General features: G+C 57.7%; 23 protein-coding genes. 10 read left to right on the top strand and 13 right to left on the bottom strand.

Translation table 11 applies throughout. From position 1 onward, the window contains the following. Positions 1-111: 111 nt before the first annotated feature. Positions 112-723, top strand: a complete 612-nt coding sequence (locus tag IB213_RS00345; RefSeq protein ID WP_192405039.1) for a TetR/AcrR family transcriptional regulator — start codon at positions 112-114, stop codon at positions 721-723. A gap of 427 nt (positions 724-1150) precedes the next feature. Here IB213_RS00345 and rpe read toward each other — a convergent pair whose 3' ends face one another. Beyond that, a complete protein-coding gene (gene rpe / locus IB213_RS00340; protein ID WP_191722375.1) occupies positions 1151-1834 on the bottom strand; it encodes a ribulose-phosphate 3-epimerase in 684 nt (227 codons plus the stop codon). 30 nt (positions 1835-1864) lie between these two features. Between rpe and apaG the strand changes: the two genes are divergently transcribed. The 7 genes from apaG (at position 1865) to IB213_RS00305 (ending at position 8914) form a co-directional block, all read left to right on the top strand. Further along, positions 1865-2287, top strand: coding sequence for a Co2+/Mg2+ efflux protein ApaG (gene apaG, locus IB213_RS00335; protein ID WP_192405038.1), 423 nt, complete (start codon positions 1865-1867; stop codon positions 2285-2287). After that, on the top strand, positions 2288-4252 hold the full coding sequence (locus tag IB213_RS00330; RefSeq protein ID WP_192405037.1) for a site-specific recombinase: 1965 nt from the start codon (positions 2288-2290) through the stop codon (positions 4250-4252). A gap of 69 nt (positions 4253-4321) precedes the next feature. After that, on the top strand, positions 4322-5584 hold the full coding sequence (locus tag IB213_RS00325) for a cation:proton antiporter (RefSeq protein ID WP_191722372.1): 1263 nt from the start codon (positions 4322-4324) through the stop codon (positions 5582-5584). Between the two features lie 2 nt (positions 5585-5586). Continuing rightward, complete coding sequence (locus IB213_RS00320) at positions 5587-6711, top strand: YbdK family carboxylate-amine ligase (protein ID WP_191722371.1); 1125 nt, start codon at positions 5587-5589, stop codon at positions 6709-6711. Between the two features lie 102 nt (positions 6712-6813). Further along, on the top strand, positions 6814-7782 hold the full coding sequence (thiL, locus tag IB213_RS00315) for a thiamine-phosphate kinase (protein ID WP_191722370.1): 969 nt from the start codon (positions 6814-6816) through the stop codon (positions 7780-7782). 147 nt (positions 7783-7929) lie between these two features. After that, the gene (locus IB213_RS00310; protein WP_225560957.1) at positions 7930-8406 is read left to right on the top strand and encodes a phosphatidylglycerophosphatase A; all 477 of its coding nucleotides are present in this window, start codon (positions 7930-7932) and stop codon (positions 8404-8406) included. Between the two features lie 7 nt (positions 8407-8413). Further along, entirely contained in the window at positions 8414-8914 is a 501-nt protein-coding gene (locus IB213_RS00305) for a CinA family protein (RefSeq protein ID WP_192405035.1), read from the top strand. A 54-nt stretch (positions 8915-8968) separates the two neighbouring features. Here IB213_RS00305 and IB213_RS00300 read toward each other — a convergent pair whose 3' ends face one another. From IB213_RS00300 to IB213_RS00245, 12 genes are all read right to left on the bottom strand, one after another. Beyond that, positions 8969-10825: a TadG family pilus assembly protein gene (locus IB213_RS00300; RefSeq protein WP_192405034.1), complete on the bottom strand. Its 1857-nt coding sequence runs from the start codon at positions 10823-10825 to the stop codon at positions 8969-8971. Between the two features lie 9 nt (positions 10826-10834). Then, a complete protein-coding gene (locus tag IB213_RS00295; RefSeq protein ID WP_192405033.1) occupies positions 10835-11176 on the bottom strand; it encodes a DUF3613 domain-containing protein in 342 nt (113 codons plus the stop codon). A 62-nt stretch (positions 11177-11238) separates the two neighbouring features. Continuing rightward, on the bottom strand, positions 11239-12135 hold the full coding sequence (locus IB213_RS00290) for a pilus assembly protein (protein ID WP_192405032.1): 897 nt from the start codon (positions 12133-12135) through the stop codon (positions 11239-11241). Further along, positions 12132-13070: a type II secretion system F family protein gene (locus IB213_RS00285; RefSeq protein ID WP_225560908.1), complete on the bottom strand. Its 939-nt coding sequence runs from the start codon at positions 13068-13070 to the stop codon at positions 12132-12134. The genes IB213_RS00290 and IB213_RS00285 overlap by 4 nt, the downstream gene beginning before the upstream one ends. A 16-nt stretch (positions 13071-13086) precedes the next feature. Further along, the gene (locus IB213_RS00280; RefSeq protein ID WP_192405031.1) at positions 13087-14004 is read right to left on the bottom strand and encodes a type II secretion system F family protein; all 918 of its coding nucleotides are present in this window, start codon (positions 14002-14004) and stop codon (positions 13087-13089) included. Further along, the gene (locus IB213_RS00275) at positions 14001-15326 is read right to left on the bottom strand and encodes a CpaF family protein (RefSeq protein ID WP_191722362.1); all 1326 of its coding nucleotides are present in this window, start codon (positions 15324-15326) and stop codon (positions 14001-14003) included. Before IB213_RS00275 ends, IB213_RS00280 begins: the two co-directional genes overlap by 4 nt. Next, the gene (locus IB213_RS00270) at positions 15323-16636 is read right to left on the bottom strand and encodes a hypothetical protein (RefSeq protein WP_192405030.1); all 1314 of its coding nucleotides are present in this window, start codon (positions 16634-16636) and stop codon (positions 15323-15325) included. The genes IB213_RS00275 and IB213_RS00270 overlap by 4 nt, the downstream gene beginning before the upstream one ends. Before the next feature lie 11 nt (positions 16637-16647). Beyond that, the gene (locus IB213_RS00265) at positions 16648-17955 is read right to left on the bottom strand and encodes a type II and III secretion system protein family protein (protein WP_192405029.1); all 1308 of its coding nucleotides are present in this window, start codon (positions 17953-17955) and stop codon (positions 16648-16650) included. Between the two features lie 35 nt (positions 17956-17990). After that, on the bottom strand, positions 17991-18962 hold the full coding sequence (cpaB, locus tag IB213_RS00260; protein ID WP_192405028.1) for a Flp pilus assembly protein CpaB: 972 nt from the start codon (positions 18960-18962) through the stop codon (positions 17991-17993). A gap of 21 nt (positions 18963-18983) precedes the next feature. Then, positions 18984-19472 carry a TadE/TadG family type IV pilus assembly protein gene (locus IB213_RS00255; RefSeq protein ID WP_192405027.1) on the bottom strand — a complete coding sequence of 163 codons (489 nt, stop codon included), beginning with the start codon at positions 19470-19472 and terminating at the stop codon, positions 18984-18986. A 1-nt stretch (position 19473) separates the two neighbouring features. After that, positions 19474-19944, bottom strand: coding sequence for a prepilin peptidase (locus tag IB213_RS00250; protein ID WP_225560956.1), 471 nt, complete (start codon positions 19942-19944; stop codon positions 19474-19476). Next, entirely contained in the window at positions 19944-20147 is a 204-nt protein-coding gene (locus tag IB213_RS00245) for a Flp family type IVb pilin (RefSeq protein WP_192405025.1), read from the bottom strand. Before IB213_RS00245 ends, IB213_RS00250 begins: the two co-directional genes overlap by 1 nt. A 677-nt stretch (positions 20148-20824) precedes the next feature. Here IB213_RS00245 and IB213_RS00240 point away from each other — a divergent pair. Together IB213_RS00240 and IB213_RS00235 are read left to right on the top strand one after the other, a co-directional pair. Next, positions 20825-21937, top strand: coding sequence for a tetratricopeptide repeat protein (locus tag IB213_RS00240; protein ID WP_370551122.1), 1113 nt, complete (start codon positions 20825-20827; stop codon positions 21935-21937). Between the two features lie 59 nt (positions 21938-21996). Next, positions 21997-23211, top strand: coding sequence for a murein L,D-transpeptidase family protein (locus tag IB213_RS00235; RefSeq protein ID WP_192405023.1), 1215 nt, complete (start codon positions 21997-21999; stop codon positions 23209-23211). Positions 23212-23308 lie beyond the last annotated feature (97 nt).

The following is a 23308-nucleotide window of genomic DNA, read 5'->3' as shown; positions in this document are numbered from 1 at the left end:
GCACGAATACGAATTAGTTTCATGATAATAAACTAATTCATCAGAGAAAACTCTGATCGTTGGCTGACAACGAAATTTGTCTAACAATGAACGCCTACGATTTGAGAAAAAATGCAAGAAACAAAAACACCCTCACGCGGGCGACCGCGCACGATTACCCGAAAAAAAATTGCAGATGCAGGCATTCAAATAGGACTCCTTCACATCACTTTTGTGGGCGTCGCAGAGGCCTTGGGAGTGAGCCACATGGCGCTGTACAAACATGTACCTAGCTTGGCTGCACTCAAGCATTTGGTGGCCGAGGAGATTTTTCAGCGCTGGCAACTGCCCCCGGCAACTGACGGCGCAGAAGGAGGACTGCGGCTGTATATGCATGTGTTCACCACATCTGTGTGCGAATTTGTCAAAGCACACCCCGGTGTGACGCCTTATGTCATTCGCAGAATGGCGGCGACTGAGCCCATGCTGGAAAAGATAGACCGCCACCAAACGCATGTGGCACAAACGTTTGGCATCAGCAAATCACAGTCACGCTGGCTGCTCGCCACGGTCACCTTTTTTTGCATCTCGGCCGCAGATACGATTTACTCGGCGGTCAACCGTGAACCTGCTCTCAGTGCAGACCAGCAAGCCGAGCAACTGGAGCTAGAGCAAGAGTTCATGCAGGGCGTGAGTGCGCTCATTGAAGGTGCACTCTTAGTCATGCAAAGGCAGGTCAAATAAGTGCATGCATCACACCGGTTGCCCCTGAGGCGCAGCTACAGACCGGAGGTCAACAAAACGTCTGCTCTTGGCTGCGTTGTCAGCGCCACCAATCGGGCGAACCGCAGTACTGTCCAACCCCAGAAGAAGCTGTTCACGAACCAAAAAGACTCTCTAATTGCCGCTGCACTGCCCAGCGATTGATAAGCGAGTTGGAGCTCGGGGGCACTCGTTGTGACAGCAAAAAGTAGGCGCGCCCCCGGGGTAAGGCAAGAGCTGCCTGCTGCGTGTGATTACGGCACAGTGCACTACCTCGCGTTGGTGCTTCGATTGCACGATGCATCTGCATGGCCTGCCATGACCAATAGCACTGACCAATAAAAAAGGCCTGCATCCGCAGGCCTTAAGGCAAGTGTTACAGCAGAAAGTATCTGCTAGCTGCAGTGCCTTAAGCTGCCAAATTGGCACGCATCTGATCGATCACGGCCTTGTAATCGGGTTTGCCAAAAATAGCGCTGCCCGCCACAAAGGTGTCGGCACCGGCATTGGCCACCGCGCGGATGTTGCTTTCCTTGATGCCGCCATCCACTTCCAGGCGAATGTCTTTGCCGCATGCATCAATGCGCTTGCGCACCGCTTCAATCTTGCGCAGCGTGCTATCAATGAAGCTCTGGCCACCAAAACCGGGGTTCACACTCATCAGCAAGATCAGGTCCAGGTCTTCAATCACCCAGTCCAGCATATCCAGCGGTGTAGCGGGATTGAATGTCAGCCCAGCCTTGACGCCATGGGACTTGATGTTCTGGATGCTGCGGTGCACATGGGCCGAAGCATCAGGGTGAAAGCTGATGTAGTCCGCGCCGGCCTTGGCAAAGGCGCTGGCCAGCTCATCGACTGGCTGCACCATCAGGTGCACATCAATCGGCACAGGCTTGCCATCTGGCGTGACTGCATGTGGCTTGACAGCCTGGCAAATCATGGGACCAAAGGTTAAATTGGGGACGTAATGATTGTCCATGACGTCAAAGTGGATCCAATCTGCGCCAGAAGCGATGACAGTGCGTACTTCTTCACCCAGACGGGCAAAGTCGGCAGACAAGATGGAAGGGGCGATGCGGTACGTGGGGTTCATAGGGTCAATTGTCGCAGTTACTATTGCCACATGCCGATGTATGAGTTTCAGGTTGAAGCGCGCGCCCACTATGAGGCGCAGCAGTCCATCCCCCAGCAGGGGGTCTATCGTTTCGCGTACACGATTACGGTCACCAACACGGGAGAGGTGGCCGCGCAATTGATCGCACGCCACTGGCTCATTACCGATGCCCAACAAGCGCAGCAAGAAGTGCACGGTCTGGGCGTTGTAGGGCGCCAGCCTCTGTTGCAGCCCGGAGAAAGCTTTAGCTACAGCAGTGGCTGTGAATTGCGTACAGATTCAGGCAGCATGCAAGGACGCTACGTGTGCATTACAGAAGACGGGGAAATCTTTGATGCTCCGATTGCACCGTTTGCACTGAACGTCGAGGCTGACCCGGAGCCCGACCGCTCCAGCACCCTTGCTCAGCCCTCCTCACGCACCCTGCACTGAATGCGCCGTAAACCCCAAGACCTGCCCCGCCTGCTGGCGGAACTCGACCCCCACGCAGATATTGCCGAGCGTCATCTGTGGCTGATTCACGTCTTGGAATGGGTGCGTGAAGCAGCCCCATCCATTGAGGTAGCTACAGGCCGTATGGAAGCTTTTGTAGTCGCCATGGAAAACGATGCCGACGCACGGCAACGCCTGCAAGCGTGGTGGCTGATTTTTATTGACCGCGTAGACATCACGACCTTGCTGGCCGATTTCGGCTTCGCACCCCGCACTGCGATGATCACGGAAGTGTCCGAACGCATCCGCAGCAAGCTGCTGCCCGGCACGCCCGAGACCATCGACGCATCCGAGCTTTTTTCCATTGCGATGCCCAGCGAGTTTGACGCACGCTGGCTCAACGCATTGCCAGAGTCACTGCTGCAGCGCCTTGCAGCCCTGCTCGCCCCTGCAGACAGCCAGGGTGCCAGTTTTTGGCAGCATGCACTGCTCAATGCCATCACTTACTGCGCCGGGCAAATTCTGTCCAATGGCTTTGCACCCGAATTGCGCCTGCGCATGAGCGAAGAGGCACGCGATCAGCGCCCTTTTCACGACCTGATTCGAGATGTCGAAAGCCTGCGCATCGAGGTGCTGCACGGCCTGCGCACCCCCGACCGGTTGCTGGAAGCAGAACGCCGCCTGCGCGAACGGCTGGATGCCTGCCGTGCAGCCATTGGCACCGTCTACAACCACTATGGCGATGACGGCATCTCCGTTGGCCTTGTCTTTCGAGTGCGCCAGTTGCGCACCCGCATTGTGCGCATTCGCCAGTTGCTCGATTGCCTGACCAGCACACGGCCTGAGCAAGATGCCCTGCGCCTGCTGGCGGGGTTTGTCAGTGTCGGACGCGAGCGACGCAGCCTGCGCTCCCTGTTTGCCAACAACTCTTCGTTGCTGGCGGCCAAGATGACCGAGCGCAGCGCTGAAACCGGCGAACACTACATCACCCGCACCGGCAAGGAATACTTGCAGATGCTGCATCGCGCAGCCGGTGGTGGCCTGGTCATGTCCGTGACCACTTTGGTGAAATTCGGTCTGGTGGCACTGACCTTCTCCGCATTCTGGGGCGGCTTCTGGGCTGGCATTAACTACGCCATCAGCTTCTTGCTGATTCAGTTGCTGCATTTCACCGTAGCCACCAAACAACCCGCCATGACCGCGCCGGCCATGGCAGCCAAGCTCAAAAACATCAACGAAGAAGGTGCGATCGAGGGCTTTGTGGATGAGGTAGCCAACCTCACCCGCACCCAGGTGGCGGCCATTTTGGGCAACGTGCTGGTGGTTTTCCCGGCCGCGCTGGGGCTGAGCATGCTGTACCAGTACGCTTTTGGCACGCCACCACTTGATGAGCCACACGCCACGCAAGTCTTGGATTCGCTCAGTTTGCTGGGGCCTTCGGTGGTGTTTGCCGCCTTCACCGGGGTGTTGCTGTTTTTAAGCAGCCTGATTGCCGGCTGGGCTGAAAACTGGTTTGTTCTCAACCGCCTGGACTCGGCCTTGCGCTACAACCCCACCATCACCCGGGTGCTGGGCAGCGCGCGTGCCAAACGCTGGGGCACGTTTTGGCGCAACAACATTTCTGGCTTTGCCGCCAACATTTCGCTGGGCCTGATGCTGGGGCTTGCGCCAGCGATTGCAGGGTTTTTTGGCCTGGGGCTGGAGGTGCGACATGTCACACTGTCTTCAGGCCAGCTGGGCGTTGCGGGTGCCACCTTTGGCTGGGAAATGATCCATGACGACGCTTTCTGGTGGGCTGTGGCGATGTTGCCCTTCAACGGAGCCATCAACGTTCTGGTAAGTTTCTATCTTGCCTTTCGCATGGCATTGCGTGCCCAAAACGTCACCGGTGTAGAGCGCTCGCGCATCTACGCTGCCATCCGCCACCGCCTGCGCAAACGACCTTTGAGCTTCTTCAAGCCTTGATCGGCTCAAACGGTCCCATTCAGCGCTGGCGCTGCTTGTTCCCAAGGAGACACCGACAAGGATGAATGCATGATCCAAGATCCAAGCTTCTGGGCCCAATGGCTCAAACCTTCCGCGGGGTTTGACACCCTGCAATGGTCTTTGCTGCTGGCCCTGGCCTCGCTCGTAGGCTATTTATTTCAACGCCACCTGCAAATGCCCAAAGTCTTGGGCTATGCCGTGGTGGGAACGCTGGCTGGGCTGCTTGGCTTCAGCGCCACGGCGTGGCCACTGCAAGGCCCTGCACTGTTCTTGCTGGAGCTGGGTGTGGCCATCGTGCTGTTTGAATGCGGTGGCCGCATTACGCTGCGCTGGTTTCGCCATAACCCCATGGTGCTGGTTCAAAGCCTGACCGAAGCAGCGCTGACCTATCTGGCGGTTTACTACACGCTGATCTGGCTGAACATGCCTGCAGCAACGGCCACACCGCTGGCCTTGATTGCCATGGCGGCTTCGCCCGTAGTGCTGGCACGCGTTATCAACGACACCCGCGCGGTTGGCCCTGTAACTGACCGCGCCATGGTGCTGGCGACGCTGTCAACGCTGTACGCACTGACCCTGGGCAGTGCCAAAGCAGAAATCTTCGCCCGTCCCTCTGCATCGCTGTGGCATGACATTACCCCGGTACTGGTGGTGCTGGGCGTGTCTGTCGTGGTGGCGGCGCTGCTGTGCCTGGCAATGCGCATGGCACTGCGGCTGATGAACCCGAGCAGCGAGAACACCTCCATCCTGATGCTGGCCTTGATTGCCGCCGCCACGGCATTGGCGGCCCATCTGGGTGGCTCAGCCCCGCTGGCAGCATTGCTGGGTGGCATGCTGCTCAAGCAACTGCACCAGCGCCCCTGGGCATGGCCACGCCAGCTGGGCACGGCGTCATCGCTGCTCACCATGCTGATGTTTGTACTGGTCTCTACCGTAGCTGCACAGGCTTCGTGGAGCGGTGCTGTAGCCCTGACGGTGCTGGCTTTGGTGGTGGCGCGGCTGCTGTCCAAGACCATCGGGGTCGGGCTGGGCAACATTGGTTCAGGTGCCAGCTGGCGTCAGGCCATATGGGTGGCGTGTGCCATGGCCCCCATGTCTGCGGTGGCGCTGCTGATTACTTCGCAATTTGCGCAAGCTGCGCCCGAAGCAGCGCAGGCCATTGCAGGCACTGCCCTGCCTGCCATCTTGCTGCTGGAGCTGCTGGGCGCTGTCCTGGCCACGCTTGCACTGCGCCGCGCAGGTGAAAGCGCTGTTCCAGCGCACATCCCGCCCTCTACCAACACCACCAATACCACCAGCACAGGAAACTGAAGATGCCTTTAGAAGCCTTTCAGCAGTCCGAGCCCCTGACCCTGGGCGTGGAGTTGGAGCTGCAACTGGTCAACACACACGACTACGATCTGGCGCCCTACGCCACCGACATGCTGCGCCTGATGGACAAGCACGCCCTGCCCGGCAGTGTGGTGCCGGAGATGACGAGCAGCATGATCGAAATCTCTACCGGCATCTGCCACAGTGCCGCCGAGGTGCTCGGGCAGCTCACCCCCATCCGCGATGCCCTGGTCAAAAGTGCCGACAAGCTCAACATTGCCGTGGTTGGCGGTGGCACCCATCCCTTCCAGCAATGGCACCAGCAGCGTATTTATGACAAGGCCCGCTTTCATGAGCTGTCAGCGCTGTACGGCTACCTGACCAAGCAATTCACCATTTTTGGCCAGCACATCCACATTGGCTGCCCCGATGCTGATGCCGCCCTGCTCATGCTGCACCGCATGTCGCGCTACATCCCGCACTTCATTGCGCTGTCGGCCTCCAGCCCTTACGTACAGGGTCAGGACACGGCCTTTGACTCGGCACGGTTGAACTCGGTGTTCGCGTTCCCTTTGTCAGGTCGGGCGCCCTGCGTGCTCACGTGGAAAGAGTTTGAGGCTTATTTTGACAAGATGACCGCCACCGGCGTAGTCAAAAGCATGAAGGACTTTTACTGGGACATTCGCCCCAAGCCCGAGTTCGGCACCATCGAAATCCGTGTGTGCGACACCCCGCTGACCATTGAGCGCGCAGCGGCACTGGCAGGCTACGTGCAGGCGCTGGCCGCATGGTTCATCGACACCCAGCCCTTTACGCCCTGCGAAGACGACTATCTGGTGTACACCTACAACCGGTTTCAGGCCTGCCGCTTTGGACTGGATGCTGTGTATGTAGAACCCGGCACGGGCCAGCACATGCCGCTGTCTGAGCACATTTTGCAAACCATTGAGCAGATCACGCAGCACGCAGCACGCCACGGCGCCGCACCTGCACTGCAAATGCTACGCAATGACGTCTTAACCAGTCACAATGACGCACGTTGGCTGCGAGAGCGGCAAGCCAAAGAGCAATTGCTGGGTGAAGTCACCCGGCAAGCCTCACGCCGTTTTCGCGGAGAAGCCATTTAGATATTTAAAAAGCATAGCTGCAAGCGCTTGCAAAACAGCCACTTCAGCATCATTTGCATCTGAAATGCTTTAAACACAAGCGATAACAGCTACTTTTTTATCATGGGCGAATTCGAACTCATCCGCAAATTCTTCCAGCGCCCAGTGCGCCGTTCCCCCCTGGGCGTGGGTGACGACTGCGCGCTACTGGCGCCTGCTGCAGGCATGCAACTGGCTGTCTCCAGCGACATGCTGGTCGAAGGCCGCCACTTCTTTGCGGACGTCAACCCCCAACTGCTGGGCCACAAGGCATTGGCCGTTAACCTCAGCGATCTGGCTGCCTGCGGGGCCAGGCCACTGGCCTTCACTTTGGCGCTGTCTCTGCCGCGTGCAGATGCCAACTGGTGCCAGGCCTTTTCCGATGGCCTGTTTGCCCTGGCCAATCAGCATGACTGTGAACTGGTCGGCGGCGACACCACCCAGGGCCCGCTCAACATCTGTATCACGGTATTTGGTGAAGTGCCCGCCGGCCAGGCTTTGCTGCGCAGCGGTGCCCAGGCCGGCGACGACATCTGGGTCAGCGGCACGCTGGGCGATGCGCGCATCGCTCTGGATGCCCTGCTGCGCCAGCACGCCTTGCCACCGGCTGTTTTGGCACAGGCCCGCCAGCGGCTGGAACAACCCACACCCCGCGTTGCATTGGGCATTGCGCTGCGCGGCATTGCCAGCAGCTGTCTGGACCTCAGCGATGGCCTGCTGGGCGATTTGAATCACATCCTTGAGGCCAGCCAGGTCGGCGCTTGCATTGATGCCAATATCACCCGCAGCCTGCTTCAGGCACGCCGCCACCCCATGATGGCCGCACTGGCCATGAGCCGCATCGACGCCTGTACCCTGGCCGGCGGAGACGATTACGAGCTGTGCTTTACCGCCCCATCCAGCCTACAGACTGCTGTGCGCGAAGCCGCTGCCCAGACGGGCGTTGCCGTCACCTGCATTGGCCGTATCGAAGCCGAGCGTGGCATCCGCGTACTGGCCCCCGGCGGCCAGCAGCTGCCGTTGCGCTTTGCCTCGTTTGACCATTTCGCCTGAGCCACGTCCCTGAGCGACTTCTACAATCACACCATGGAACCAATAACCGACGTGCAGCCCAAACGCTTCACGGAATCCGAGGGCACAGCGCGTGCATCGTCCACGCAGGCGCGTCCTACCACACCCATTCGCCCCACCGTGCGCTTCATGCTGGCGCACCCGGCCCACCTGATCGCGCTGGGTTTTGGCTCGGGGCTGGGCCGCATCGCACCGGGCACCATCGGCACTCTCTGGGCCTGGCTGGCTTTTCTGGTGCTGCAACTGTGGCTGACCCCGGCACAAATGGGCTGGCTGATTGCCGCGAGCATTCCGGTGGGCTGGTGGGCGTGTACCGTGACGGCTCGCCACATGCGCGTGGCAGACCCCGGGCATATCGTCTGGGACGAAGTGGTCGGCATGTGGATCGTGCTGTGGCTCACCATGCCCATGGGCTTTTGGGGGCAATTCGTAGCCTTTGCCGTCTTTAGGTTTTTTGATGCAGCCAAGCCCAACCCGGTCAAATGGGCCGACCGGCTGTTCAAAGGCTTTGGCCCGCGTGGCGGCTGGGGCATCATGTTTGATGATCTGGTTGCCGCATTTTGCACACTGCTGGTCATTGCGCTGTGGCGTTACGTAACCGGTTAACCACCGCATGACTGAGTTGCCTCCCTTGCACCACACCCTTGTGCAGCTGGCCACAGCCTTGACGCAACGCGGCTGGATGATGGCCACTGCAGAAAGCTGCACTGGCGGCCTGATCGCCGCAGCCTGCACCGACCTGCCCGGCTCCAGCGACTGGTTTGACCGTGGGTTTGTGACGTACTCCAACGCTGCTAAAACCGAGATGCTCGGTGTGCCATCCGCGCTGATCGAGACGCACGGCGCGGTCAGCGAAGCCGTGGTTCGCGCCATGGCAGAGGCCGCCGTGCAACGCTCCAACGCCTGTGTCGCCGTTGCGGTCAGTGGCGTTGCAGGCCCCGGGGGCGGCTCTGCTGACAAGCCCGTTGGCACGGTCTGGATGGCATGGACCATTGGCGCTACCACCCACGCACAATGCAGACAATTTGCCGGTGACCGTGCCGCAGTGCGTACGCAAACTGTAGCTTTTGCACAAAGCCAGCTGCTCGACTGGATCAACGCCGCCAGCGCATGACGCGCAGTCTTTGACAGATCAGCAGCACACCGTCAAAGCACCAAGCTCTGCGCGTCAGTAAACCAGCTCGCTGCTGCCGCCGCACTGCAGATAGGGCGCCACTTCCATCTCATTGACCTGAATGCCCAGCGCACGCAACAGCCCGTCCAGCAGTGGTGCAAGAGGGTCCAGAATCGACAAAACAGGTGTCAACACGTTCTGGAGCAACGCGTTCACCAGAGAGAGTTTTTGTGCACCCGTCACACTGGCGCCGATGTTCACTTCAATCAGATTGGCACCCTTGAGCAGCCCTGAAATGCTGCTGATATTTTTGGGCAAGACCGTGTGATAGATGCGTTGACCTGCCGCGTCATCGACCACTTCAAACTTGTTGATTTCGTCGCCGCTAAAGCGTACGTTCTGCTGCTCTGAGAGCACTTTCAAATGCCCGCCTAACTGGATACTCCCGTGGGTTCCTGCAACGCGTGAGCCGCAAAATAACCCCAGCAAATTGCACTTGCTGCTACCAATATCAATGATAGACACTGGCTGAACTTGGGGAATGCCTGCGCCAAAAGCTTGTTGCTCATGCAGAACAGGCGTTGTACCCGTGAGCTGGCCCACATACACATCCACTGTCGCTTTTTCCACCGTCAAATCCATACTGTGCACAGCGCTGGTGCAATCGACATTCTCAATCCGCACATAACCTCTGGCCGCATCTAGCAAGACATCCAGCCTCAAAGGATTCAAGTTTAGAAACTCAGGTTCAATCCTCGTGCTGCTCAACAACCCAAGAACAAGCTTTAGCAGATCCTCAATCAAGCCGAAAACCATATCAAGAACGGAAGACAAAAGGTTGGCAGAGGTGCTGAGTGCCACCCACAAACGCACTTGTGCGGTGCGTGCCTCAATGGTGATGCTGTCGTCCAGCGGGTTGCCAATGATGGCCAGCTGCGCAGGCTCTATCACCTTGAGCTTGACGGTCACCAGGCCAGGAATGCCCAGGTTCAAATTCAATGCGTTATCTTTGGTCGCCACCTGCAATGCGCCCTGAATCAGCTCCAGGGCATTCACACCCAGATTCAGCGCCGCAGCGGGGTTGGCATTCTCCAGTTTGATCAAATCACCCAGACGCACTTGCACGTTGCCCAGGTTCAAGAGGGAAAGCTGCTGCAAGGCAGCCACGTCAGCAGCCACAAATTTGCCCGGCTCGACGGCTGAAATCATGGCTTTGAGAAGATCAGCCAGCTTCACCTGGGTATCGAGCAGTGCTTCGTAGTCACCGACGTTGGCATTCACGTCCAGCAGCGAATCAAAGACCTTCAGCAAATTCACATTCAGCTTGGCAATGCCTTGCCAGCTGGCAGCCGTCAGATTGACCTGAGTGCCCAGCACAGCGCTCAAAAGCGTATTGAGCATGCCTGCGTTCAGCGAAGCGAGCGTGCTTCGAACCAGCACGGTTGCCACCGGTTCGCCAGATACCAGCGCCGTCGCTTTGGCACCAATCCAGCGGCTGTTGTTTCCGCTGGCAGAGAAAATAAAAAAATAAGAAACATTGCGCTGAACTTCCACATGGCAGGCATTGCTTTTCGAGACATCGGCTGCAGCAAAAAATTGCTCAAGAGAAACGCCTGCACCGGGTGCCCAGCGGCCATATTTCGCCTCAAACACATCGCCTGCTCGCAGGCCATTGGCATCAGCAATTTGCTTGGCGTTGGAGGGTGCCGTGGAGGTGCAGGCTGCGTTCAACGGCTGGGTCGAGCCGGCCAGCGCACTGAGGTCTGCAATTTTTTGAAGCTCACGCTTTTGCCAGAACAAATTACCAATATCGAGCACCATCAGTGCCGCCAGAGCAATGCCCATCCACAGCGCCACCATGACCAGGGTGACACCCTGCTGCTGCTTGCGGTGGTGGTGGTACGCCGGCATGCACAGGCCTTATTTCTGCGCTTCCAGCGTCGAGTCCAATCTCTCTGGAATTGGATGCGCGAAGCTATCTACATAGCGCTTGTATACCCTCTCTGCCACAGCGACGGGCATGGGGTATTGCCTGTCAGAGGCCAGGGTGCCGCGCCCTTGCAACTCCAGCAGCTTCTGCGTGGCCTCCCCCACTTTGGGCTGCGGCAACCACACCGCCTGCGGCTGCACTTTGGGCGTTTCCTGGTTTTTGGCATCTTGCGCATAAGTGCCCGTTGCCATCCATACACAGATGCAGGCCATCAAGCATTGGCGCAATGCAGGCATTGGCACACGCTGTTTCAGTCGATTATTTGGTGACATCACAACTCCTGGCTCTAGCAATCAAACTGGTGTGAATCTTGGCCGCATGCCATGCGGTGCCATTACAAGGCTGCAGCCGTTGACGCCAGCTGTTTTTCAAAAATCAGGGGGCTGCGCCCCACCTCTACCACCGCCGCCTGCGGTGCAGCGCCCAGCACTTGAATGGGTCGGCTGCTGGCCGCCCCCTCAGCGGGCGCACTCAACGTGCGTGCCTGTTCCAGAACACGCATGCGCTGCTCTGCCCCCATGCCCGATTGATTCATCCACGCCAGTGCTTCAGAGGTACTGCCAAACAGTGCCAGATACACTGCCAAATTACTTTGTATGCGGGTGTTTTGTGGCAGCAACTGCGCAGCTTGCTTGAGCGGCATGCCCGCATCGACACCCCGCCCGGTATGCAGCAGTGCGTAGCCCAGATCGTTGAGCAAGAGCGCATCGGTAGGTGCGATTTTTTGCGCAGCCTGCATTTGCGATACCGCAGCCTCAAACTGCCCGTCTGCTGCCGCAATCAGCCCCAGCCCATGCAAAGCCCGTGCAGCACTGGGGCTGCGCAAAAGCTGGCGATAAAGCACTGAACTGAGCTCTTTTTGCCCCGTCTGGCGCAATGCATCTGCCCGCAGCAAACGGCTTCTTTCTGAGACAGCCCAGCGTGTCTCCAGTGCATCGATGTGCGCCAGAGATGCAAACCACAGCCCCTGTTTTTGCATCTGCTCAACCACGTTCAGATACGCGGCTTCATTTTCAACATGCTGCGGTGTTTGCGCCTCTTCGTAGGACTGCAAGTCAGACTGCATCTCAGCGCGCCGCCGCGACTCTTTGGAGTAGGAGTTGCCAGCGACCGCCTCGGCCACTGCCCCGATGGCACTCGCCCCTACAGCAGTGGTAGAGCACGCAGACATGGACAGCACAGTGCCCATCAAGCCCAGCGCAGCCAACAACTTGGATAACAGGTTTGTCATTTCACACCCCCCAATGCGCGAACTACCGAAAGGAAACCCGGGCCAGCTGTAATGATCAGCAGCGAAGGCAAAAGCGTCAGCACCATCACGACGGTCATCTTGACCGTGATTTTCCCTATGTCTTCCTTCATGCGCATGCGCCGCTGCTCACGCAAACGCTCTCCAAACTGACGCAAAGGCTCTTGCACCGCACCCCCGTGCTTGTCAATCTGGACAATCAGCGCAGCAAGATCCGTCAACGCATCGCTTTGAAACATCTCAGACATACGAATCAGAGCTTGCTCACGCGATCGACCGCTGGCATGCAAACGATTGGCCATGTCCAGCTCACCCGTCAACACGGGCATGACGGAGCGAAAATCTTTGGCAATCAAGTGCAGGCTTTGGTCTATCCCCAGCCCCGCACCCTGCAGCAAGCCCAGCAAATCCACCAGCACGGGCAACTCTTTGGTTGCCTGCCTGCAGCGCCTGGCGGCTCGGCTTCTCAAAAACCACTTCGGGACCAGAAAGCCAAGAACAGCGGCAGCAAACAATGCCAAAAACCTGTGGCCCTGATCTTCAAAGACGGGCACAAATAGCATGGCCACCATGGGAAAAACCAGAGAGCAGGCAATACGTGCCAGCAAAAAGTAAGCGCGGCTGAGGCTGCTCTGATAGCCACACTGCACCAGCAAGGCCCGGTCTTCCTGTGCCACCCACTGCCTGCCCCAGCGCGTATCCAGCCAGGCGGCAGGCTCTTGCACCAGACGCTCCAGCCAGTGACCAGACCGCTCAGGCTGCAACCCACTTTCAGCCAACGCTTTCTGGCCATCCAGCAAGGCGTCCATATGCCTGCGCTGCCCGCCGCGTTTTCCATAATGAGACAGCAGCAACAGCGCCCCTGCTGCAACCAATACGAGCCCCAGGACACCCAGCCATTGCGCGTTCATCGTCATGCGTGTGGCTCCTTGATCAGTCGTCCAGGTTGGCTAAACGATATAAAACCACCGACCCCAGCACTTGCAGGCCCAGACTGACCAAGGCCAGCCACTTGCCTGAGGGGTCATCCCACATCTTCATGAAATAGCTGGCGTTGAGCACAATGATCACGCCGCCCACCACTACTGGCAGCAGGCTCAATACCCAGGCAGAAACGCGCACCTCTGCAGACAGCGCTTTCAGCTCACGGTCAGCCTGCTCCCGGTCACGCATCAGGTGTGCAACACGCTCGAGCAGATGATCTACCCGCCCGCCAAACCGTCCCCCCACTTGCAAGATGGCTGCCAAAAGATTGAATTCATTCAATTTCAGCTCTCGGGTGGCCGCCTGCAGGGCCTGGTCAATCGGCATGCCAGCCTTGGTAAAAGCTGCGGCCTTGACCACGATGCTGGCCAGCGGCTCCTTGGCAGCTGCAGTGGCCATGACAAAGGCCGACTGTGTGGCATGCCCCAGCACCACCATGCGCACCATGCCATCAATGAAAGACGGCAATTGCTGCACCACGCGTGCACGCAAACGCTGCCATCGCAGCCAGGCAGCAAACAAGGCAATGCCCAGTACCAGCAGCGGCACAATTGCAGCGATGCCGAGGCTGGCCATCCATGCCACCAAACCTGTCGCACACAATGTTGTCAGGGCAATCAGCACCCACTGCCGTGGAGAAAATGCCTGCTGCACCCAGGGCGGCACAAACTGCAGCCATTCATGCCGTCTTTGCTGCTGCTCTTTGTCCAGCGCCGCAGGCAGCACCAGCGTAGGCTCTGCATCCAGAACACGCTGCACGCGCTGAGAAATCAGCTGCACGTTTTGCTTGTGCTGTGCATAGCCCAACAGGCCGATGCCTGCCGCCAGCAGCAAACACGCCATGCTGATCCAGGCAAGGTTGCTCATAGCAGCCACCCGCCATGCGACTGGCTCGAATTTTTATTCGCCATCTCTTGCCGCAATTTAGCCAGCTTAGGCGTTTGCGGAAGCAGGCCTGCGCCCGTCCAGTGCTCCACCAGCTCACCATCAGCTTGCTCGGTGTAGTCGTGTTTGAAAAGCTCCTGCAAAGCAATCACGTTGTCATTGACCCCCGACACCTCCGTAATGGAAACCACACGGCGCTTGCCATTCGGGAGACGGCCAATTTGCACAATGAAATTCAACGCAGAAGCGATCTGTCTGCGCAGGCTCAGCTCACTGCCGGCAAAGCCGGCAAAACCAGCCAGCATTTCCAATCTGTACAGGCACTCCCTGGGGGAGCTGGCATGGACTGTCGCCATGGAGCCATCGTGCCCGGTGTTCATGGCCTGCAGCATTTCCATCACTTCAGCCCCGCGCACCTCACCGACAATGATGCGGTCGGGGCGCATGCGCAAGCTGTTGCGCATCAGGTCTCTGGTATTGATTTCACCGTGTCCATCCAGCCCCGAAGGACGACTTTCCATGCGTGCAACGTGGGGGTGTTTCAGGCTCAGCTCCGCCGTGTCCTCGATGGTGACAACGCGCTCCGTGGCCGGTACGTAGCTTGCCAATGCATTGAGCATCGATGTCTTGCCTGAGCTGGTGCCACCGCTGATCAGTACATTGCAGCGGTTGCGCACCGCATGCTCGAGCAGTTGCGCCATGTCCTCGCTCAGCGAACCCAGGCGTACCAGATCGGCCATGCCATAAGGATCTTTGCGGAACTTGCGGATAGATACCAGAGGGCCATCCAGAGCCAATGGCGCAATGACTGCATTCAATCGCCCGCCACCGGGCAAGCGTGCATCCACCATGGGCGTGGACTCATCCAGACGCCGCCCCAATGGGGCGATGACGCGCTGAATGATGCGCAACAAATGCGCATCATCGGCAAAATGCAGCACTTGCGACTGCATCACTCCGTTGCGCGACACAAAAACCTGCCTGTGCCCGTTGATCAAGATGTCTTCCACCGATTGATCGCCCATCAGGTCATCCAGTGGCCCCAGTCCATTGATCTCTTTGAACAGCTCTTGTGCAATGTGCTGCGCCTCATGCGAATTGATGGGCACGCGCTGCTGCTGCACAAATCGATCAACTTCACTGTCTACAAAATTTTTGACCCGCTGCTCTCCCCATTGCGAAAACTCCATCCCCACATCTTCAACACGCGACAGTAAATATTCATGCGCTTTGGCTTTGATGGAGAGGTACTCACGTGAGCCTTCAAACCCGGGTGAACACTCCTGGAACGTCAAGTGAATCATGCGGAGCCCCCTTTGCCTGACACCCAGCTCAGCCAACCCTTGCCAGACTTCATCTGCGCAGAGTTCCCGTCAGCCCGGTGCGATGAGGCATTCGCTTCAACCAGGCTCACCGCCATCTTTTTGATGTCTTGCACATAGGGGTCCGAGGGCACGCTCTCGGACAGCAGCAGGCCTGAACTGCTGGATTTGAGCAGGGCTTCTTCACGATGCGGCAAAACATGCAGCAAGGGCAACGCCAAGCGTTTGGCTATATCTGCGGGAGGCAGCCCCTGGGTCTTGTACACGCGGTTCACCACCAGTCCATCAATGCTCTTGACTGCGGCGTTGGAGCGCAGGTTCTTGAGCAGCTCTGACAGCGACACAATGCCGCCGACAGACTGATCGCAAACCACCCACACATGGTCTGCCGCCTGCACCACTTCTTGCACAATGTCTGGCGACGGAAAGCCACCCACATCCACCACTTGCCAGGCAAAGAAGCCCCGCATCCGCTGGATGATCGAAGACGTAGATAACGGCGAGACCTCGCGCAGAACGTGCGATTGCGATGGCCAGGAGAGCACCGTAGTGCCACTGATGTGGCGCGGCAAGGTGGCCTCGAGCATGGCCTTGTCCAGGCGATTGACCCCTTGCACGGCATCCACCATGTGAAAGCGGCCATTGAGGCCTAGCAGCATCTGCCCATCACGCAGTGGAAAGCCCAGATCAAGCAGCCCAATCCCCAGGTCTTCAGAAGCGGCCTCATAGCCTGGAGTGGCTGGGGCTGCATCGTGCAAAGCTGCCAACGCTGCAGACAGATGGACGGCCAAAGTGGTCACACCCATGCCCGCGCGTGCGCCAACCAAGGCCAGCACCTTGCCACGAGAGACGTCTGCACGCTCCACGTTGCCGCGCATGCAAGCCTCCCACACAGGCTTGCGGATGTCTTCAACGTCGGTGGCACTGATGTCCAGAAAGTCTTTCACTCCCGCGCGCAAGGCGGCCAGGGGTACAGCCGCACTGTTGGCATAGCCCATACCCAGCACCGAGACCTCTGTTTTGTATTTGCGCAGCCACTGCACCACTTGCGAAGGCTGCGTTAAATCTGAGCGCGCATCAAACATCACGACCACCGCAGACACGGATTGCGCCATCACCTCCACAACGGCTTCAACACTGACCAGGCAGTGCTCAATCTGCAGTGCCTGCCCCAGCCGCATCTGCAGCCACTGCGCATCCGAAGGGTCCTGCGACGCGACCAAGACACGGCGCGCAACCGGAGGGGGCGTGCCACTGGTGAGCACGCTGCTAGATGGAAGAGGTGCGCCCATAGCCATTGCGCCTACTGTGAAAAACCAGGAACTTGGTCACTGCCGCCTGTGGGGCCCACATACTTTGACCAAAAGTTGGAAGTGGCTTGCTGAGCCTGTGCCGCACCTGGCATGTGTGCAGCCAAAGACGTGTTGGCAGCGATGGGCCTTACCAAACGCGGTGTCACCACGATCACCAGTTCTCGCTCTTTGCGCGAAAACTCCTGGCGTTTGAACATCATCCCCAAGATCGGAATTTCGCTGAGGAAAGGCACTCGATTGATGCTGCTGTTCGTGCTTTGGCTGACCAGTCCGCCAATCACAAAGCTTTCACCATCGCCCAGCTCGACCGTTGTGTCAGCTTTGCGCACCGTCAGCGCTGGAACCGAGACGCTTTGCAACGTGACGGCATTTGCATAATCGAGCTCGCTCGACTCAGGGGCCACCTTCAAGACAATCCGCTGGTTATCCAGCACGGTGGGAGAAACCGTTAACCCCACGCCATACGATTTGTATTCAATATTGATGGCACCATTGCCCTGTGCCACAGGAATTGGCACTTCTCCGCCCGCCAAAAAGTTGGCACTTTGACCGGAGATCGCCAGCAAAGATGGCTCAGCCAGTACGCGCGCCATGCCGCTGCCCTCCAGCATCCCCAGATTCACGCCGATATTGGCCTTGCCAAAATTCATCAACAGCCCAAAAGCCTGCGAAAAAGGTGAGGCTGTGATGCCCTGCAAAGCACCACCGGCAAAATTAGGATTGCCCGCAACGCCTGGCGAAAGCAGCCCGAAACTAAAACCCTGGCTGTTCGCTGCGGTGCTGAAAATATTAAGCCCCGCTTGCTGCAGGCGGTTTTTATTGAGCTCCACCACCTTCACGTCCACCTGTACCACATTGCTCTTGTGCACCACTTCGCTGGCATTGATTGCGGCACCGGCGGCACCCGCAGCCGGTTTGAGCGCCGCCTCCCGAAGCGCCATCTCCGTCAGCTCTTCATACTTGCTGCGGCGCATTTGCACGGAGGGGCTGACGTTGAGCAGCCATGAGCGTGGCTTGTCTTCTTTGATCCCCCACACCATCAATGAAGTCGTACCCGGCTTCAGCGGTGTGAGCAACAGCCTGGCCGGGTTCCCGGCCCCCTGCGCGCGCTCTACCGCCACATTCACCACCGCATCGTCAGCAATGGCAATGCGCTGAATGCCCTGTGGAAAGTCCAGGTGCTGCTGCACGCCCATCACCACCTCGCGCTCCTGCATCACCTGTGCATGGGTGCTGCTGCTCAAAGACCACAGCAGCATCGGCATCAGCAGGTACGTCTCCCAGTTCTTTTGATTCATCAGCATTCCTTTTGGCGCACACGGATCAGCGGTTCTCAATACTTCAAAGTCTCTTTGCGTACACCTTTAATCACTTCCACATTGGCACCACCCGGCGCAGCTCGTACATGGGTTCGCCTCACGCTGGCTGGCTGAGCTTGCTTGACCGAGAGCGTGGCTTTGGCCGCGGTGTCCTTGGCCAAATCCGCCATCGTCAAAGCAGTCAGGCTGGCATCCAGCGCTGCCGACTCCTTGCTTACATCCTGATGCAATGGCGCCACCACGCCAAGTCCGGCAATGTGTTTCAATTTGTCAGACGAGGGCTCGTGTTGATCGAGCGGACTGCGCAACGCCAGCAACACCTGCCCCTGCTGCTCTGCCAGCAACAGGCGGTTGACTTCCTCCACGGGGACCGCAATCACAGCGGTGCGCGCCAGCGGCGGGTTCTGCCGGTCTGCAGACTTCGCCTCTTCTTTCTTCTTTCCATCGCCCTGGGGGAGTGTTTGCAACTGCGCACCGTAAGCCAGTACCTTTTTACGCGGCAGCAACATGCGGGCCTGGGTTGTGTCCACCTCCTGGCTATCGCGGCGGAACACCGCAAAAACGTCGACCCAGTCTCCGGGCTGCAGCTTGTGCCCAACGGCAGATGCCTCATCCACTTTGATGGACACGGCCCGCTCGCCCACCATCAGCATTCCAGCCAAACCATCCAGCAAACTGTGTGCTGCCACCGGAGTGCCCTGAGCAAGCTCTACAGAGGTGCTGCGCCCCACCACCATGGACGCATTGCCAAAACCGTTCGCAGGCATTTGCGCCATGTTCTGCACCGAGACATCAGCCGCCGTTAAAACCTGCCCCGCGGGCACATCTCGAGCTGTCACGACGACCGCAACCTGGGGCAATGCAGCCTGAGGCGCGGGCAACGCCTCTGACTGGCTGCTTTGCTGCGTATTGAGCAAAGCCATAACGGCGAGCAAGGCACCTGCGAGCAACAAGGCAATCGCTGCAAATTTAGTCAACCTACTCATGGCCACTCCTGGTTTTTTATGTCAATACGCCAGTGCAATCTGTGTAAAGGACTGGCCCGTCAGATTGGCGGGAACCGGCAACAAGACGGGAATGACCGGGTGCGTGCGATAGGCGTATGACACGGAAATCTCAAGGCAATGCCGGTTGGCATTGACTGCCCCTGCGGGGCAATTTTTTTCAAGAACATTAATACGAACGCTATTGCCTGAACCTGAAGTGCAGTTGTTGGCCACCCCTATTTGTTCCAGCCACAGCAATGAATTTTTTGCAGCTTCACAAGCCGCATTGATTCTTGTGGCCAGCACATCCTGAGTTTGTGAAAAACGCACTGCAGCACGCCCGCCTTCTGCTGCAGCCAAAGATAAAGAATGTTGAATGGCAAAAATAATTGAATAGGTCAAAAGGCCATAGAGCATTAAAAAAAGCACAGGAAAAATCAAAGCGAATTCGACAGCAGAAACTCCACTACTCGAATGACGTCCGTATTTTTTCTTGTGATTTTTTCTCATATCAAGCACCGCTATAAATCACAATAAAAACTGAAACACACAGCAAGGCACCGTAAGGAACAAATCGATGCACGCCGTGCTTCGAAAAACTGAATGGAACCCGCCCATACGTCAATTCAATTGTTGTGAGCAATTTCCACACAAGCCCGTACGCAACGGCAAAGACAACGCTCACCACCCATATCCAAAAGAACTGTTCCAGCCCCAGACAAAAGGCCAGTGCTGCAGCCAGCTTGACGTCTCCGCCGCCCATGATTCCGAAGGCGTAGAACAAGAAAAAGAAACCAAAAACAACCAAGCAAGAGAAAGCCGCTACTCGCCAGTCCGCCACCATCCAGCTCACGTCTTTGAATATCAGATTCAAACCACCCAGAACAAAAACACTAGCTACAGAGAAATTAAGAATTCTCCTCTTTGCCACATCCAGAAATGCAATATGGCAAAGAAGGAGAAGCAATACGACACCCACCATCAAGAACCACCGCTCCCACCACCACCGCTAGGAGCAGTAAACCCAAGCTTGGTAGCGATTGAACTAAATATTGTCTCTAAACTGGTGCCCACATTGCCCATGGCAACCATGGCAACCACGGCAATCAGGGCTGCAATCAACCCATATTCAATGGCTGTGGCACCTTCTTCATCGCGCAAAAAATTTGAAAAATTCAGTCTCATTGCAGTCTCCTGAAAAAAATTAATGAAACACTTGGTGACCAAATACTAAGAAAACACTTTTCGCTGCGGAAGTTGTTCAAAGCTATTAAAGCAACGCAGCCAATAGAAAGTTACGGACAAACAAACATGAAGCACAATAAAATCAATTAGTTACAACAGTTTCAGCAACAGTCACAAATCGACAGGCTATTCCTGATTGATATTGACTAATGATTTAAAGAAATTTTCTGACACCCCTTGCCGGAAAAACACTTTCAGCGTTTGAAGCAATCACCTACGGCAAAGGCCTTTGTGCAACAGTGACCTGAAAAACCAGCGGTAAATTCAGGCTGCTCAGCCCTATCCAGACTGTTTTCAAGTGCCACTTTCAAGGCCTGAGCAACGTCCCCAGCACGTGCACAAAGTCGCACATTTGGACACACTCACTGCGCCAACTCATGTGCACCGCATCGCCCCTCCAACGGCAACATTCACAATTGCCCATAAAATTCGCACTTTGTAAGCAACTGGCTTACAGATGAAAAAGCGAAGAATCAAATTTCCTAGTCGTTGAAAGTGCATCTATGTTCCTGGCCTCAGTGCTTTCCTTGCTCAGCAAGCCTCACGCGTTCAGTCGTTGGCTACGACCTGTAACAACTGCAGGGCTGATCTGTGCTACAGCATTTGGCAGTGGTTTGGTGCAGGCGTCACAAACGGCTGTGGCCGAGGTCAACCAGTTGCTCGAGCGTGGCAAAGTCAACGAAGCTGCGCAACGCGTTCAAAGCCACCTCAAGAAAAACAGCAACGACGTGCAAATGCGCTTTTTGCAGGGCGTGATCGCGGCCGAGCAGCAAAAGTTTGACCAGGCCATTCAAATTTTCACGGCGCTTACGCAGGAGTACCCGGGACTGCCAGAGCCCTACAACAACCTTGCGGTGCTGTACGCAGCCAAAGGCGAAGAACGCAAAGCCACCCAAGTGCTGGAGCAGGCGATTCGCACCAATCCCAGCTACGCGACAGCCCATGAAAACCTGGGTGACTTGTACGCGCGCATGGCCAGTGACGCCTACGCCAAAGCCTTGCAGCTGGACAACAATCGCAAGGCCATTCAGCCCAAGCTGGCACTGATCAAGCAAATTTTCCCCGGACAGGGCGCGCCCGTCGTGATAGCGGCTGCCACGGCAGCGCCTGCATCGGCACCGGCTACAGCCCCAGCTGCTGCGTCGGTGCCAGCGCCTGTATCCACTCCAGCTCCTGCGCCGGCTCCAGCCCCTGCATCAGCTCCAGCCCCTGCATCAGCTCCAGCCCCTGCATCAGCTCCAGCCCCTGCATCAACTCCAGCCCCTGCATCCACTCCAGCTCCGGCAGCTTCTGTATCGGCTGCGGCTCCAGCTGCACCTGAAGTTCAAACCACCAAGGCAACTGCGGCCGTCGCGGCCCGTCCAGCGGCCACCAAAGACGCAGCAGACAGCCAGGCGATTGCGGCCGTTGAAAAGTCTGTCTTGGCATGGGCCAACGCATGGGAACAGCAAAACATGCAGGCGTACTACAACGCCTACAGCAGTCGCTTTGAGCCCCAGGGTTCTACTTTGGCGGCCTGGAAGATCGAGCGCAAAGAGCGCATTGTTGGCAAGCCCGCCATCACTGTGACGGTCAATGACCTCAAGACTTCGGTGCAAGGTGAGCGGGCCACGGCCAGCTTCCGCCAGTACTACGCATCCGGCGGCTACAAAGCAACCACACGTAAAACCCTCCGTCTGCAGCGCGAAGGCGACAAGTGGCGCATCACCCGAGAAGAAACTGGCCGCTAATGCCCTGCAATCTGAACCATTTTTCAGCGTGGCTGCGCAGCCACCGGCTGCACACACTCTTGGGTCTTGCTGTTGTGACCAGTTGCCTGAGCTGGGGCGGGGTGGCATCGGCCAATACCCATTCCAGCCAGGAACTGGCGCGTGCAGAAAAACGTCTGGTTGAAATCCTGGCGCAGATTGAGCGCCGTGAGATCAACGAGGCGTTTCGTGCCGTGACAGAGCTGACCGAGGAAGTACCCAACTTTCGGGCCGCACAGCTGCTGTATGCCGATTTGCTGCGTTTGCGCACAGGTGCCGCCCCCATGGGTGAGCAGCTTGCGCAATCTCAAGCCAGCCCCAGCAAGCGCAACATGGGCGTGGCCGACCAAAGCATTGCACCATCTGAGTTTTACCAAGGCCTCAAAAACGAGCTGCAACGCCGCCGTCAAGCCTCGATGGACCTGCCCCCTCCGGGCATGATTCCGAGCAATTTTCTGCATCTCGGCCCGAACGTGCGCCATGCCATTGCCGTGGATGCCAGCCGCTCGCGCCTGTACGTGTTTGCTAACGGCCCGCAGGGGATGACGCTGCTGGGCAACTTCTACGTAACGGTAGGACGCAACGGCGTGGACAAACGCGCCGAAGGCGATCAGCGCACGCCCTTAGGGGTCTATTTTGTGGGCCGCCAGATTCCTGGAGAACGTCTGCCTGAGCTGTACGGCAAAGGCGCACTGACCGTGAACTACCCCAATGACTGGGATCGCGTTCAGGGCCGCACTGGCAGCGGCATCTGGCTGCATGGCGTACCGTCTGACCAGTTTGCCCGGGTGCCCCAAGCCAGCGACGGCTGTGTGGTGCTCTCCAACCCGGACATTGCGTTTTTGATGGCATCGATTGACCGTCGCACTCCGGTCTTGATTGCCGACAAGCTCAACTGGGTCACGCCGCAATGGACCATACAGCAGCGCAAGAAAGACAGCTTCATGCTGGAAATTGAGCACTGGCAAACAGCCTGGCGCCAAGGCGATACCCAGCGCCTTAACAGCCTTTACAGCGCTGAAATGGCGGGCGGCGCCGATCTTCTGGAAAAACGCCGCAGCCGCCTGTCTGCCGTTGGCCCGCTGTCCAAGCTGGCTGTGGATGAAATGTCGGTCTACAACTGGCAAGAAGATGCCGGTGAGATTCGCATCGTCAACCTGCATATCGCCAAGGGCAACAGCAGCCCCACCGTACGCCAGTACTGGCGCAAGAACGCAGGCCGCTGGCAGATATTTTCGGAAGATGTGCTGAGCTGACTGGTCACACGTTCCCCATAAAAAAAGCCCGCATCAACGGGCTTTTTTTATGGGGCAATGGCTCTGCAAACCTGCAGTTACAGGGCTTGCTGCTGTG

This window comes from Comamonas sp. CMM02, from assembly GCF_014851485.1.
Classification (GTDB): Bacteria; Pseudomonadota; Gammaproteobacteria; order Burkholderiales; family Burkholderiaceae_C; genus Comamonas; species Comamonas avium.
The sequence above is the reverse complement of the archived record's forward strand: the minus strand, read 5'-3'. Positions and strand labels throughout refer to the sequence as shown.

Excerpts from the sequence above, each read along its gene's own strand:
- IB213_RS00345 (WP_192405039.1), top strand. The coding sequence starts at position 112 with ATGCAAGAAACAAAAACACCCTCACGCGGGCGACCGCGCACGATTACC.
- IB213_RS00305 (WP_192405035.1), top strand. The coding sequence starts at position 8,414 with ATGACTGAGTTGCCTCCCTTGCACCACACCCTTGTGCAGCTGGCCACA.
- IB213_RS00270 (WP_192405030.1), bottom strand. The coding sequence starts at position 16,636 with ATGGGCGCACCTCTTCCATCTAGCAGCGTGCTCACCAGTGGCACGCCC.
- IB213_RS00300 (WP_192405034.1), bottom strand. The coding sequence starts at position 10,825 with ATGCCGGCGTACCACCACCACCGCAAGCAGCAGCAGGGTGTCACCCTG.
- IB213_RS00245 (WP_192405025.1), bottom strand. The coding sequence starts at position 20,147 with ATGAGACTGAATTTTTCAAATTTTTTGCGCGATGAAGAAGGTGCCACA.
- IB213_RS00330 (WP_192405037.1), top strand. The coding sequence starts at position 2,288 with ATGCGCCGTAAACCCCAAGACCTGCCCCGCCTGCTGGCGGAACTCGAC.
- IB213_RS00325 (WP_191722372.1), top strand. The coding sequence starts at position 4,322 with ATGATCCAAGATCCAAGCTTCTGGGCCCAATGGCTCAAACCTTCCGCG.
- cpaB (WP_192405028.1), bottom strand. The coding sequence starts at position 18,962 with ATGAGTAGGTTGACTAAATTTGCAGCGATTGCCTTGTTGCTCGCAGGT.
- rpe (WP_191722375.1), bottom strand. The coding sequence starts at position 1,834 with ATGAACCCCACGTACCGCATCGCCCCTTCCATCTTGTCTGCCGACTTT.
- IB213_RS00250 (WP_225560956.1), bottom strand. The coding sequence starts at position 19,944 with ATGGTGGGTGTCGTATTGCTTCTCCTTCTTTGCCATATTGCATTTCTG.
- IB213_RS00290 (WP_192405032.1), bottom strand. The coding sequence starts at position 12,135 with ATGACAAACCTGTTATCCAAGTTGTTGGCTGCGCTGGGCTTGATGGGC.
- IB213_RS00295 (WP_192405033.1), bottom strand. The coding sequence starts at position 11,176 with ATGTCACCAAATAATCGACTGAAACAGCGTGTGCCAATGCCTGCATTG.
- IB213_RS00320 (WP_191722371.1), top strand. The coding sequence starts at position 5,587 with ATGCCTTTAGAAGCCTTTCAGCAGTCCGAGCCCCTGACCCTGGGCGTG.
- IB213_RS00255 (WP_192405027.1), bottom strand. The coding sequence starts at position 19,472 with ATGAGAAAAAATCACAAGAAAAAATACGGACGTCATTCGAGTAGTGGA.
- IB213_RS00275 (WP_191722362.1), bottom strand. The coding sequence starts at position 15,326 with ATGATTCACTTGACGTTCCAGGAGTGTTCACCCGGGTTTGAAGGCTCA.
- thiL (WP_191722370.1), top strand. The coding sequence starts at position 6,814 with ATGGGCGAATTCGAACTCATCCGCAAATTCTTCCAGCGCCCAGTGCGC.
- IB213_RS00285 (WP_225560908.1), bottom strand. The coding sequence starts at position 13,070 with ATGACGATGAACGCGCAATGGCTGGGTGTCCTGGGGCTCGTATTGGTT.
- apaG (WP_192405038.1), top strand. The coding sequence starts at position 1,865 with ATGCCGATGTATGAGTTTCAGGTTGAAGCGCGCGCCCACTATGAGGCG.
- IB213_RS00310 (WP_225560957.1), top strand. The coding sequence starts at position 7,930 with ATGCTGGCGCACCCGGCCCACCTGATCGCGCTGGGTTTTGGCTCGGGG.
- IB213_RS00280 (WP_192405031.1), bottom strand. The coding sequence starts at position 14,004 with ATGAGCAACCTTGCCTGGATCAGCATGGCGTGTTTGCTGCTGGCGGCA.
- IB213_RS00265 (WP_192405029.1), bottom strand. The coding sequence starts at position 17,955 with ATGAATCAAAAGAACTGGGAGACGTACCTGCTGATGCCGATGCTGCTG.